The sequence below is a fragment of the Citrobacter sp. EC_71 genome, assembly GCF_019584005.1.
Taxonomy (GTDB): domain Bacteria; phylum Pseudomonadota; class Gammaproteobacteria; order Enterobacterales; family Enterobacteriaceae; genus Citrobacter; species Citrobacter werkmanii.
The window spans coordinates 1-12,107 of sequence record NZ_VDAY01000027.1 but is presented as its reverse complement, the minus strand read 5'-3'; the positions used below and the strand labels follow the sequence as shown (position 1 = coordinate 12,107).

Below are 12,107 nucleotides of genomic sequence, written 5' to 3'. Positions count from 1 at the left end.
CCGCTGTTAGTATTGACGTAGCCATTCAGCCAGTACCAGCGCGTGGTTTTGCTGAGTATTCTTCGCCGCATACAGTAGCGTTAAGGTTTGCTGCCGGGCAATCTCTGCGAGACGCTTTCCTTCCTGCTGCTGTTGGGCCAGTTCGGTACGGTACTGCTGAGAGAAGTGCGCAAAATCAATCAGTTCTGCGTGAAATGCTTTACGTAAATCTGATGACGGCGTCAGCGCTTTATTCCATTCATTGAAAGCAAGATCAGTCTTTTTTATCCCACGTGGCCACAACCGGTCGACCAGGACGCGATAACCATCGCTTGCTTCTGCCGGGTCATACACGCGTTTACACTGAATATTCATCTCTTCATCCGCTCTGTTAAGCTGCCGCTTTGCTATTTAGCATCATTTTTATTACGGTTAAATAAGATCCTAAAACGTGACCATTATAGCATTTTGCCAGCCTGGACTCCCAATTTAAGGGATTGTGATACCGATGAAAAGTCGGTAGGCTGAGGCTCCTTATGTTGTCCCTCATTGTCTGGACATAAGGAAACTTTAATGGACATTTCCCCGATCAAAGATACGCTTCGCATTGCGCTGGTGGGCGATTACAACCCCGATATTGTGGCGCACCAGGCTATTCCCCTTGCTATTGATGATGCTGCTGCCGTGCTGGAGTTGGTGGCTGATTATGACTGGCTAACCACTTCTGATATCAATAGCAGCGAAGATCTGATTGGCTACGATGCCATCTGGGTCGTGCCAGGCAGCCCCTATCGACACCCAGAAGGTGCGCTGATTGCGATACGCTACGCACGCGAAAACAGCATTCCATTTTTAGGCACCTGCGGTGGTTTCCAACACGCCATACTGGAGTATGCCCGTAACGTGCTGGGCTGGAGCGATGCCGCGCATGCCGAAACGGATACCACTGGGCGAATGGTGATCGCGCCGTTGACCTGCTCGTTGGTAGAAAAAACGGATGATATTGAGCTCCGGGCCAATACGCTGATTGCGAAAGCCTATGGACGCGATGCTATCTCTGAGGGGTATCACTGCAACTATGGTGTGTCGGACGCTTTTGCCGCCGAGCTTGAGAGCGGCGATCTCCGGGTGACCGGTTGGGATGATGCCGGAGATATTCGCGCCATTGAACTGGTAACACATCCTTTTTTTGTTGGCACACTCTTTCAGCATGAACGTGGCGCGCTGGCGGGTAAACCCGTGCCGTTAGTCCAGGCGATGCTCCGCGCCGCGCGGGGATAAAATGTAGGGCAGGAGGTTAGCTAACCTGCCCGCTACATTATGCGTTCGCGATCTCCCGATCGCGCCCTGCGCACAGACCAAACACGGCCATCAGCACCGCTAACCCGGCGACACCCGCTAATGGAATCAGCCAGCTACCGTTGAGGTCGTGAATTTTACCCATCAACGGTGGCCCGCAGGCGGCCAGTAAATACCCGACAGACTGCGCCATTCCGGACAACGCCGCGGCCTGATGTGCAGAGCTTGCGCGCAGGCCAATGAAGGTCAAGCCGAGGATCATGGTCGCACCTGAGCCAAAGCCAAACAGAATGGTCCACAGCAAAGCCTGGTCGGGCATTATGGCGAATCCCGCCGCGCCAACGGCACACATTACCGAAACCAGGGCGGCGATGGCTCGCTGATCCTTGAATCTGTTCAGGACGAGGGGAATCAATAACCCTGGCGCGGCGGTCGCCAGTTGCAGTAAACCGTGCAATGAACCGGCCTGCGCCTCGCTGTAACCGTGGCTGATTAAAATGGCGGGCAACCAGCCGATGATCACGTAATAGATAAGTGAGTTGATTCCCAGAAACAGGGTCACCTGCCAGGCGAGGCTGGAGCGCCAGATTGCACGGGAATGTAATGCGCGTGAGTTACTCAGGCTGGCATTGGTCGTCTGACGGCATTGGGGTAACCAGATAACCAGCGCCAGCAGCGGAAAAACCATCAACACCATCAGTGCGCCGCGCCAGCCAAATCCATTTAACGCCAGCGGAACAACCATGGCTGAACCCAGCGCCGCCGCTGCGCCCATGGTCAGCGAGTATGCGCCAGTCAGTTTTGCCACATGCTGGGCATAATCACGCTTAATTAGCCCCGGCAACAGGACATTACCCAAGGCGATTCCGCACCCGATGATGGCGGTGCCGCTAAACAGCAATCCCGGTGAGGGCAGCGAGCGTATTGTAATACCGGCGCAAATCAGCAGCATAGCAGCAAACAGGCTGCGTTCGATGCCCCAGCGGCGCGCAACGGCTGCGGCCAGAGGTGATACCAGCGCGAAGGCCAGCAGAGGAAGGGTAGTCAACAGTCCCGTCTGGGCAGTACTCAGTCCGTAGTCGGCGCGAATGGCATCTAACAGTGGGGCCGCGCCGGTAAAGGTAACGCGCAGCGTGGTGGCAATCATCAGGATACCCGCGATCAGCAAAGCAGCGTTTTTACCGCGGGAGGAAGGCGTATTTATCATTTTTTTCTCATATTGTCAGGCGAGGCGATACCTTAGCGTTTTTATTCCATGAGTGAATCAAGCTAAAATGACAGTTTATCGCTAAAATCGGACATTCTTATGTTGGGACTAAGATTGGATGGGTATGAACCTGACCTTCACCATGATGCCGCGGTGGCGTTCTGCATTCAGGCCCGGGAAGATGAACTCTTTAGTCCGCTGCATCAGCATCGTAAGGGGCAGTTGATTCTGGCTTTGCATGGCGCGATTACCTGCGAGGTCGAAAATGCCATGTGGATGGTGCCTCCCCAATATGCGGTGTGGATCCCCGGTGAAATTCCGCACAGTAACCATGTAACCGTAGGCGCACAATTGTGCTTCTTGTTTATTGAACCTCATGCCGTCGTGATGCCTGAGCGCTGTTGTACGCTAAAGATATCTCCCTTGTGTCGGGAGCTTATTCTGGCGCTGGCGTCGAAAACGGACGGCCAGCGGCTGGAACCGTCAACTCAGCGACTGACGCAGGTGTTGTTTGATGAACTCCCGCAGCAGCCGCAGGAGCAACTGCAGTTGCCGGTTTCCGATCATCCGAAAATCCGCAGAATGGTCGCGACGATGGCGCGAGAGCCCGCCCAATGGCAGACGCTGGGGCAGTGGGCCAGCGTATTTGCGATGAGTGAGCGCAACCTTGCCCGGCTGGTCGTCAAAGAAACGGGATTGAGCTTTCGCCGCTGGCGTCATCAGCTGCAGTTGATTCTGGCGCTGCAGGCGCTGATCGATGGTCATAACGTGCAGCAGGTCGCGCAAATGCTCGGTTATGATTCAACCACCGCATTTATCACGATGTTCAAAAAAGGCCTAGGGCAGACTCCAGGCCGTTATCTGAGCTGACTTGCTACTGCTTCCCAACGATCAATGAGACCAGACCTGCCGCAATAAGCGGCCCCACTGGTACGCCACGAAACAGCGCCACGCCCAGCACCGTACCGACCAGTAAACCGGCAACAAGCTGGGGCTGGCTGCCCATCAACGTGACGCCGCGCCCGCCAAGCCAGGAGACAACCACGCCGACGGCAATCGCGACCAGGGATTTCCAGTTTACAAAGGAGTGAATGAGCGTGGAGGGCGGTAGCGTTCCGCTAGCGATCGGGGCCATTACGCCGATAGTCAGAATAATAATCCCGACGGTCAGGCCCTGTTTTTCAATCCACGGAAAGAACGTATTCAGAGGGGTTACACGGACGATGATCAGCACCAGAATTGAAACAGCGACAGTGGTGTTGTGGCTGACAAAGCCCAGAGCTGCCAGTCCGAGGAGGATCAGCAGAGTGACATCAAACATCGTAGTTTCCTTGCCAAAAGAAAAAATAAGCCTGCTTACTGTACGCGTAAACGCGTGACGGAACAGGCTTTATTTAATGATAATGATTTTTTTTGAGCTAATGCACGATGTGACGTTTTTTACTGCTAACTCGGCTGTGATTGAACGCGGCGGAACGAAATTAATTCCGGTTGTGCAATTCGCAGGTAATCAGCAGTATCCATGATCACGGATTTTTCCAGCATTCCGGCATTGAACGCAATTTCAGTAAAACGTTCAAACAACAGCGGATCGGCGACCAGTTTGAGATTCGGATGGAAACTAAATGGTGGGATGGCGCCAAATACGCAACCCGTCAGTTCATCGACTTCCGCCGGGCTGGCGAGCGACGCTCTCAACCCGCCGATATGGCCGGCCAACAGGCTCAGGTCGGCCTGCTGGTCGGCAGAGAGAATCGCCAGAACATGCTGATTAACGCCGTTACCCTTTACTTTACAGACCAGCGCTTTTGCGCCCTGGCCCAGTGCAGTACCGCGAATTTCAGAGACCGCTTCACATTTGCCGACGGCTTCATGGCTAACCACGCGATACGTCGCGCCTTGTTCTGATAATAACGAAATTAAACGCTGATGCGTTGCGTTACCTTTGTTCACTTCCGTCATGACTTGCTCCTGGTACAACAATGAAAATCCTGGCTGAAAAATGATTACGCATCGGTGCGCTTTTTCTGTTTGTTCAGATAGAGTTGGGCATCCGATGCTTTGTAAGCATCATCAATGGTGTCGTTTGGCTGCATATTATAAATCCCGGCAGAGAAGCTGATTGATATATCTTGCGCAATAATTTGTAAGTTGTAGCGAATCCGTTCCAACACGCGGTGCGTTAATTCACTGGGATGATCGATGAGGATAATGCAAAATTCATCCCCGCCGAGTCGGATAGCATAGTCGCTTTTGCGAATCGAGGTTTGAATGGCTTTAGCCAGAAGGGTGATAATGCGATCGCCTTCCTTATGCCCCAATGTGTCATTAATCACTTTAAGCTTATCGCAATCAATGGCGATAAAGGTCACGAGGGTTCCCGTGTTGACCAACTGCTGCAAACGCTGTTCGAGCATCGGCGTCAAAATTTTACGGTTATAGAGTCCGGTCATCGCATCGCTGATATTTTCCCGCGTGACGTTGTGATACAACCGAAAATGAGTTCTGACCATATTCAGCAGCAATATCGTTGCCAGAAGATAAAAGGCGAATATTTTCCATGATGAGACGATAAAGTACATAAAATCAAGAGATAACGTGACGCGTATGCCGCCAGGGATGTCCTTCTCGTAGTGAACGTAGCGGAATAAATGGGTCTCACTTTGGTGAACAATAATCTCTTTTCCTGAGCTGATATCCGAGAGCGTCACGTTAAGAAAACGCCAGACGAGAGGGCGATCGCTGGTATAAAAGATATTTTTTAAATTTTCTTTGTTAATATCCACCATCACCACGCCTTTTAGCTTACCGGCATAGTAGACCGGCGTTAAAAAGCTCATCACCTTTTTCTCGGTCAGGTTATCCTCATAAATACTGGAGATCACCGTACGACCAGTGAAAATACCGTCAATATCATTCTGATCGATTCCCAGCGAGCCTTTTTGCAAAAATGTCCAGTTGTGTATCGCAAATTTCCGTGAATCGATCAGGTCATAGAAATAGACGTAGTTATTTTTCAGATCGACGTAGTAGCGAAATTTATACTCCAGCGTCCCTAATCCCTGCCCATAATCCTTTTGCAGGCGATTGACGTTCACCGCCCGGTCAAAAGAGGGTAACAGGAATACGTCTTCAAGTTGCCCGTTACATTTCGTAGAGGTGGTCTGCAACGTACCGTGTAATGGCAGATAATTATGCGCTGTGAGATTGAGCCCATGTGTACCGTTAACGCTATCGAAAGCATCGCAGAACGCTTTTTGTTGTTCGACCGATGCGGGTTCCTTAGGGGATGAAAAGGTGCGCATCAGATGGGCTGCAATACTCTGATTGGTGTACTTGTCATAGAGAAAGGAGGAGTCGGCTTTCTCATTGATATAGCGCATATAGGCATTCATTGCCTTATCGCTGGCAATGAGTTCATAAACCAAAAAAGAAGATGTCAAAACAATAACGCTGACTGAGATAAAGAGCCTGAGCGCTTTATGATGCAACTTCATAATGAATTACAGCCCATAGGTTAGAGATGCGATATTACCACATGCTCCACATTCACTCTAACGAAGCGGCGGGATAAACCATTGCAAAATGTCACGATCATGATACAGGGTAATGTAATCAGCCGAAGCCGAAGCCTCGGCCGAAAGTGGTCGCTTAATTATTGCTGGTGGTACTTTGCTTATGAAACAGTTCGCGGAATACCGGATAAATGTCATCCTGATCGCGGATATGCTGCATCGCAAAGTTTTCAAACGTTGATTGCAGATGTTCGTATTCACGCCACAAGGTCTGGTGCGCGCGGCGGGTAATTTCGATATAGCTGTAATATCGCACTACCGGCAGCAGTTTTTTCGCCAGAATTTCATGACACAACGGTGAGTCATCCGCCCAGTTATCACCATCCGACGCCTGTGCGGCATAGATATTCCACTGGGCAGGGTCGTAGCGCTCTTTCACCACTTCATCCATTAACTTCAGCGCGCTGGAGACAATGGTTCCCCCGGTTTCCTGAGAGTAGAAGAACTCATGCTCATCTACCTCTTTCGCCTGGGTGTGGTGGCGAATATAAACCACTTCCACGTTCTTATAGGTGCGGCTTAAGAACAGATACAGCAGAATATAAAAACGCTTTGCCATATCTTTGGTCGACTGATCCATCGAACCGGAGACGTCCATCAGACAGAACATCACCGCCTGACTGGAAGGATCGGGCCGTTTTTCATAATTCTTGTAGCGTAAGTCAAAGGTGTCGATAAATGGCACACGTTCGATTTTTGCCCGTAGTTCGGCAATTTCTTTGCGTAACCGTTCTTCTTCCAACAACTGAGCGGGTTCACTTTTTGTGATGGTCTCCAGATCCGCTTCGAGCGCATGCAGTTCGCGACGCTTACCTGCCGTCATTGCCGTGCGGCGCGCCAGTGAATTTTGCAGGGAGCGCACCACGCTGATGTTGGCTGGCACACCGTTAGAGGTAAAACCAGCCCGGTGCGTTTTGTACTCCGTTAGCTGACGCTGCTGATTCTGTTTAAGATTTGGCAGAGCTAAATCTTCGAAAAGCAGATCGAGATATTCATCTTTAGAAATCTGGAAGACGAATTCATCCTGACCCTCGCCATCCTGACTCGCCTGGCCTTGTCCGCTTCCCGAACCGCCGCCTCCGCCCTGTGGACGTTCAATACGGTCATTCTGCACAAAATGGTCGTTACCCGGATGCACGCGATGGCGCAGACCACCGCGCCCCTGATGGAACATCGGTTCGCTAATATCATCGGTAGGAATAGAGACAGATTCGCCGCTATCCACATCAGTCACCGAACGCTTGTTAATGGCCTCGGAGATCGACTGTTTAATTTGCGATTTATAACGGCGTAAGAAGCGCTGGCGGTTTACCGTGCTCTTGTTTTTGCCGTTAAGACGCCGGTCAATAAACCAGGTCATAAGCCCCCCGTACTGCATTTGCCAACTTTATGCTACATCAGTAACCTGGATGCGCAGAGCATATCTGGCCTACTGATGAGTATTGTAGGCCCGGTAAGCGCATGCGCTACCGGGCACTTATGTTAAGACGATTTACGTACGCGCAAATACCATTCGCACAGTAAACGTACCTGCTTACGCGTGTAGCCTTTTTCCATCATACGGTCGACAAAATCGTCGTGCTTTTTCTGCTCGTCAGTCGAGGTTTTGGCGTTGAACGAAATAACCGGCAGCAGCTCCTCGGTATTAGAGAACATTTTCTTCTCAATCACCGTGCGCAGTTTTTCGTAACTGGTCCAATTTGGATTGCGACCGCTGTTATTCGCTCTGGCGCGCAGAACAAAGTTGACGATCTCGTTACGGAAGTCTTTCGGGTTACTGATACCCGCTGGCTTCTCAATTTTCTCCAGCTCTGCGTTCAGCGACTCGCGATCGAACAGTTGACCGGTATCCGGGTCACGATACTCCTGATCCTGAATCCAGAAATCCGCGTAGGTGACATAACGGTCGAATATGTTCTGTCCGTATTCGGAATAGGATTCGAGATAAGCCGTCTGAATCTCTTTGCCAATAAATTCAGCATATTTAGGGATCAGATAGCCTTTCAGGAACTCAAGATAACGTTCTGCCATTTCCTGCGGGAACTGCTCACGCTCGATTTGTTGTTCCAGGACGTAGAACAGATGCACCGGGTTTGCCGCGACTTCGGCATGATCAAAGTTAAAGACGCGAGAGAGGATCTTAAACGCGAAACGCGTGGACAGACCGTTCATACCCTCATCGACCCCGGCGTAATCCCGATACTCCTGATAGGATTTCGCTTTTGGATCGGTATCTTTCAGACTTTCGCCATCGTAAACGCGCATCTTCGAGTAAATGCTCGAGTTCTCTGGTTCTTTCAGGCGAGAAAGAATGGTGAAGCGAGAGAGCGTTTCCAGCGTGCCAGGTGCGCAAGGCGCATGGGTCAGCTCACTGTGGTTAAGCAATTTCTCGTAGATTTTGATCTCTTCGGAGATCCGCAAGCAATAAGGCACTTTGACAATGTAAACACGGTCAAGGAACGCCTCATTGTTTTTGTTATTGCGGAACGTCACCCATTCGGACTCGTTCGAGTGGGCAAGAATAATTCCGTTAAACGGCAGGGCAGAGATACCTTCTGTCCCGTTGTAGTTTCCTTCCTGGGTGGCGGTCAGCAGAGGATGCAGCACTTTAATCGGTGCTTTAAACATCTCTACGAACTCCATAATCCCCTGGTTAGCGCGGCACAACGCACCCGAGTAACCGTAGGCATCAGGATCGTTCTGAGCATGGTGTTCGAGTTTACGAATATCCACTTTCCCGACCAGCGCAGAGATATCCTGGTTGTTTTCATCACCAGGTTCCGTTTTGGCGATAGCGATCTGCTCCAGAATAGACGGCCAGACTTTGACGACGCGGAATTTCGTGATGTCCCCGCCAAACTCGTGCAGACGTTTCGCCGCCCATGGCGACATGATCGTTCCGAGATAGCGACGCGGGATCCCATACTCTTTTTCCAGGATCTGCGCGTCTTCCTGTGGATTAAACAAGCACAACGGATGATCGTTAACCGGGCTACGTTCGCCATTGGCGCTCAGGACATAAATCGGAACTCTCTGCATCAGCGACTTGAGTCGTTCAGCGAGAGATGATTTCCCCCCTCCCACAGGCCCCAACAGATACAGAATCTGTTTCTTCTCTTCCAGACCTTGAGCTGCATGTTTCAAATAAGAAACAATCTGCTCAATGGCGTCTTCCATGCCGTAAAACTCTTCGAAAGCGGGATAGCGTGCAATTACCCGATTCGAAAAGAGTCGAGAAAGACGAGGTTCGTGGGCAGTGTCAACCATGACAGGTTCACCAATAGCCATTAATAGCCGCTCTGCCGCGTTGGCATAAGCACTGCGATCTTGCCGACAAGTGGTAAGAAACTCCTGCAGCGTGAACTCTTCGTCCTTGGCAGCTTCATAACGCTGGCGATAGTGATCGAATATATTCATGGTATGCCGTCCTTTCGTTTTTTAGCACATGTTAAGAGCCGTTCATATGAATAGTAGAGGCCCCTGAAGAGGTAAACTGAACGACGTCGCTGCTGAAGAAATAAGCAACTCTCATGCCATTTTGATGGTCAGGAGATCAACGTATTCGGTGATACACCTTCTAAAATTAAGCGTAGATGGCATTTGCAAAACTTGCATGGATGCGCAAATGAATTTCAACGGCATATCAATAACTCATCAGCAAAAAAAGCACACCTTATGTAAAGAAATGGGGCAGATTTCATGCGGTGTTCACTGTCCTGCAAGCAAAATGTCATCACTCGTTGAGAAATTAGGGGGTTACATTCCTGGACTAATACGTAAAATAGTTGGGCTGAAGCGTATTGGCGATTACACTTTGACCGCTACACATTTGAATAAGGAATTATGGATTGTGACCAAACTCAAACTTCTGGCACTTGGCGTCCTTGCCGCAACCGCAGTTAGCACCGCACAGGCGGAAAGCCAGTGGACTGTTGGTGCAGGTGTCGGCGTGATTAACAGCCCGTACAAACAGTATGACCGCGATGTTTATCCCGTTCCGGTTGTCACCTATGAAGGCGATAACGTCTGGTTCCACGGTCTGGGTGGCGGCTACTATCTGTGGAATGACGCGGCAGATAAGCTCTCCATCATGGCATACTATGATCCGACCCACTTCAAGCCGGGTGACAGCGACAGCCATGCTTTGCGCCAACTCGACAAGCGTAAAAGCAGCCTGATGGCTGGCCTCTCGTATGTACATAACACCCAGTATGGTTTCCTGCGTACCGCTCTGGCGGGTGATACCCTGGATAACAGCAACGGCTTTATCTGGGATCTGGCATGGCTCTACCGTTACACTAACGGTGCGCTGACTTTGACGCCGGGTATCGGTGTGCAGTACAGCAGCGAAAACTACAACGACTATTATTATGGCGTGTCCAATCACGAGTCTCGCCGCAGTGGTCTGAAAAGCTACAGCGCTGACGATGGGTGGGATCCATACCTGGAGTTGACCGCGAGCTATAACTTCCTTGGCAACTGGAACGTATACGGCACTGGCCGTTATGTGCGTTTGAGTGATGAAGTGAAGGATAGCCCGATGGTCGATAAGTCCTGGTCTGGCATCTTCTCGGTAGGTGTGACCTACAAGTTCTGATGCTACTGCGTGTCAAACACAAGCCTGCAGACATGCAGGCTTTTTTTATGTTTTGCGGGGATGAATATTGATCTAAAACATGAGATTGCATTTTTATAGTGGTTTTATGTTTCGCCTGGCCGCAACGATTATTTAACCTGGTATTTCTTTTGCCGTTACTAAAAATAAACCTCTCATTTGATTAGCCTGATAGCTATTGTTTTTTGCATGAGGTAATATCGCCATGCCTTAATGATTTATTGTTCTGGGCTGTCGTTTTCTGGCTTCATAATTTATTGATAATACAGGGTTTGTTGTATCGCGATGCGCGGGGTATTTATTCTCAAGTGGTATAAAGACAACTGGTAACTATTTTGGCTTGTTTTGAATGTTAACTTTCAGGTGAAAAAAATAAAAATTAATCATTTGTTTTTATTTTACATCCTTTAGGTATTTGTCTGAAAAAATTAAAATTGACATTAAATATCCTATTGCCGATATTCATTAAACTTTAAAAGTAGTGATAGCAACTCTCGTGGTAAGGCCTTAAATATGCCACGAGGATATCTTGAGTAAAAACCTGGTATAAATAATGAAAAAGTTAATCATGATAGCTGTGATGGGCGGGATCCTGGCTGGATGTACCAGCGAGGCTTCACGCATGAGTGCATGCGAAAGCAAAGGGATCAGCCGCGATGCCTGCTACATCGCCGAACAAAACCGTCAGGCGACAACCAATGCCGCGGCTGAAAAACAGGCCCTGGAAAATGCGCAAAATCTGTATAGCTCTGATGGCACCCATTCCGACCATCACCACAAACACGAAAAATACTAAGGTTTAACTCATGAAGAAATTGATTATTATCGCTGCGCTGGTGGCTTCATTTGCTGCGCCTGCTTATGCTATTAGCGAAGCATACCGTCAGCAATTACAGCATGAACACAAAACTCAGGTCAGCGATGCTAATGCCCCGGTGCACGCCAGCAAAACCACACCCGTGCATGTGAATAAACTGGGCGTGGACTTTAAACGTGGTGCTGATGGTATTGCATATATTAATGGCAGCCCTGCGGCAAACGATGAAAACAATGCGGATGCACAATCCTACAGTGCGGGTTTGATTTCCGTCATCGTCTATAAAAATGGAAAAATTAACGCCATGAAAGAAGGTAAATATTTAGGTCGGTTGAAATAAGCGCTGTACAGCTATAATTATTCGTTATTTCGGCCCGGGACAGCATCAGAGCCTGGGCCTTTTACTTTAATCGCATTAACGGGCGACACGCCAAACTATGATGGTGCAATTTGTGCACCATAACAGGACACATGTCTGTTGTTTTGCTTTACTGTGGTGCATTAAATAGCTGCGCGGAATAGTAGATCACTGAAAGGGAACTCAGCCCGGATTGTGCGATCTGATCAATCGCCAAACCAACCAAAATCACCAACCGGACTGAGCGATGCCGATCA

12 protein-coding genes are annotated in these 12,107 nt (G+C 49.6%); 5 read left to right on the top strand and 7 right to left on the bottom strand.

Features of this window, described 5'->3' with window-relative positions:
* Positions 1 to 6: 6 nt before the first annotated feature.
* Positions 7 to 354: a DUF488 domain-containing protein gene (locus FHD02_RS21315; protein WP_042308923.1), complete on the bottom strand. Its 348-nt coding sequence runs from the start codon at positions 352 to 354 to the stop codon at positions 7 to 9.
* Between the two features lie 198 nt (positions 355 to 552).
* Between FHD02_RS21315 and FHD02_RS21310 the strand changes: the two genes are divergently transcribed.
* A complete protein-coding gene (locus FHD02_RS21310) occupies positions 553 to 1,260 on the top strand; it encodes a CTP synthase (RefSeq protein ID WP_042308921.1) in 708 nt (235 codons plus the stop codon).
* 37 nt (positions 1,261 to 1,297) lie between these two features.
* On the opposite strand, the gene FHD02_RS21305 is transcribed toward FHD02_RS21310, so the two are convergent.
* Positions 1,298 to 2,485 carry a CynX/NimT family MFS transporter gene (locus tag FHD02_RS21305; protein ID WP_220394296.1) on the bottom strand — a complete coding sequence of 396 codons (1,188 nt, stop codon included), beginning with the start codon at positions 2,483 to 2,485 and terminating at the stop codon, positions 1,298 to 1,300.
* Positions 2,486 to 2,584: 99 nt separating this feature from the next.
* Here FHD02_RS21305 and FHD02_RS21300 point away from each other — a divergent pair, with 99 nt between their 5' ends.
* Positions 2,585 to 3,355: a helix-turn-helix transcriptional regulator gene (locus FHD02_RS21300; protein WP_042308917.1), complete on the top strand. Its 771-nt coding sequence runs from the start codon at positions 2,585 to 2,587 to the stop codon at positions 3,353 to 3,355.
* A gap of 4 nt (positions 3,356 to 3,359) precedes the next feature.
* On the opposite strand, the gene FHD02_RS21295 is transcribed toward FHD02_RS21300, so the two are convergent.
* From FHD02_RS21295 to yeaG, 5 genes are all read right to left on the bottom strand, one after another.
* Complete coding sequence (locus FHD02_RS21295; protein ID WP_042308914.1) at positions 3,360 to 3,806, bottom strand: DUF441 domain-containing protein; 447 nt, start codon at positions 3,804 to 3,806, stop codon at positions 3,360 to 3,362.
* Between the two features lie 125 nt (positions 3,807 to 3,931).
* Positions 3,932 to 4,447, bottom strand: coding sequence for a YbaK/prolyl-tRNA synthetase associated domain-containing protein (locus FHD02_RS21290; protein WP_137359974.1), 516 nt, complete (start codon positions 4,445 to 4,447; stop codon positions 3,932 to 3,934).
* A 44-nt stretch (positions 4,448 to 4,491) separates the two neighbouring features.
* The gene (gene dgcJ, locus FHD02_RS21285) at positions 4,492 to 5,982 is read right to left on the bottom strand and encodes a diguanylate cyclase DgcJ (protein WP_137359975.1); all 1,491 of its coding nucleotides are present in this window, start codon (positions 5,980 to 5,982) and stop codon (positions 4,492 to 4,494) included.
* Positions 5,983 to 6,136: 154 nt separating this feature from the next.
* Positions 6,137 to 7,420, bottom strand: coding sequence for a YeaH/YhbH family protein (locus tag FHD02_RS21280; RefSeq protein WP_042308907.1), 1,284 nt, complete (start codon positions 7,418 to 7,420; stop codon positions 6,137 to 6,139).
* A 122-nt stretch (positions 7,421 to 7,542) separates the two neighbouring features.
* Positions 7,543 to 9,477: a protein kinase YeaG gene (gene yeaG / locus FHD02_RS21275; RefSeq protein ID WP_042308906.1), complete on the bottom strand. Its 1,935-nt coding sequence runs from the start codon at positions 9,475 to 9,477 to the stop codon at positions 7,543 to 7,545.
* A gap of 433 nt (positions 9,478 to 9,910) precedes the next feature.
* Here yeaG and FHD02_RS21270 point away from each other — a divergent pair, with 433 nt between their 5' ends.
* From FHD02_RS21270 to FHD02_RS21260, 3 genes are all read left to right on the top strand, one after another.
* A complete protein-coding gene (locus tag FHD02_RS21270; protein WP_042308904.1) occupies positions 9,911 to 10,657 on the top strand; it encodes a MipA/OmpV family protein in 747 nt (248 codons plus the stop codon).
* 571 nt (positions 10,658 to 11,228) lie between these two features.
* Positions 11,229 to 11,471 (top strand): hypothetical protein, encoded by a 243-nt coding sequence (locus FHD02_RS21265; RefSeq protein ID WP_137359976.1) that lies wholly within the window; start codon positions 11,229 to 11,231, stop codon positions 11,469 to 11,471.
* A gap of 10 nt (positions 11,472 to 11,481) precedes the next feature.
* The gene (locus tag FHD02_RS21260) at positions 11,482 to 11,832 is read left to right on the top strand and encodes a hypothetical protein (RefSeq protein WP_137359977.1); all 351 of its coding nucleotides are present in this window, start codon (positions 11,482 to 11,484) and stop codon (positions 11,830 to 11,832) included.
* Positions 11,833 to 12,107 lie beyond the last annotated feature (275 nt).

Bases quoted from the DNA above. Each gene is read 5' to 3' on its own strand.
- FHD02_RS21265 (WP_137359976.1), top strand. From the start codon at position 11,229: ATGAAAAAGTTAATCATGATAGCTGTGATGGGCGGGATCCTGGCTGGA.
- dgcJ (WP_137359975.1), bottom strand. From the start codon at position 5,982: ATGAAGTTGCATCATAAAGCGCTCAGGCTCTTTATCTCAGTCAGCGTT.
- yeaG (WP_042308906.1), bottom strand. From the start codon at position 9,477: ATGAATATATTCGATCACTATCGCCAGCGTTATGAAGCTGCCAAGGAC.
- FHD02_RS21295 (WP_042308914.1), bottom strand. From the start codon at position 3,806: ATGTTTGATGTCACTCTGCTGATCCTCCTCGGACTGGCAGCTCTGGGC.
- FHD02_RS21280 (WP_042308907.1), bottom strand. From the start codon at position 7,420: ATGACCTGGTTTATTGACCGGCGTCTTAACGGCAAAAACAAGAGCACG.
- FHD02_RS21300 (WP_042308917.1), top strand. From the start codon at position 2,585: ATGTTGGGACTAAGATTGGATGGGTATGAACCTGACCTTCACCATGAT.
- FHD02_RS21315 (WP_042308923.1), bottom strand. From the start codon at position 354: ATGAATATTCAGTGTAAACGCGTGTATGACCCGGCAGAAGCAAGCGAT.
- FHD02_RS21260 (WP_137359977.1), top strand. From the start codon at position 11,482: ATGAAGAAATTGATTATTATCGCTGCGCTGGTGGCTTCATTTGCTGCG.
- FHD02_RS21305 (WP_220394296.1), bottom strand. From the start codon at position 2,485: ATGATAAATACGCCTTCCTCCCGCGGTAAAAACGCTGCTTTGCTGATC.
- FHD02_RS21310 (WP_042308921.1), top strand. From the start codon at position 553: ATGGACATTTCCCCGATCAAAGATACGCTTCGCATTGCGCTGGTGGGC.
- FHD02_RS21290 (WP_137359974.1), bottom strand. From the start codon at position 4,447: ATGACGGAAGTGAACAAAGGTAACGCAACGCATCAGCGTTTAATTTCG.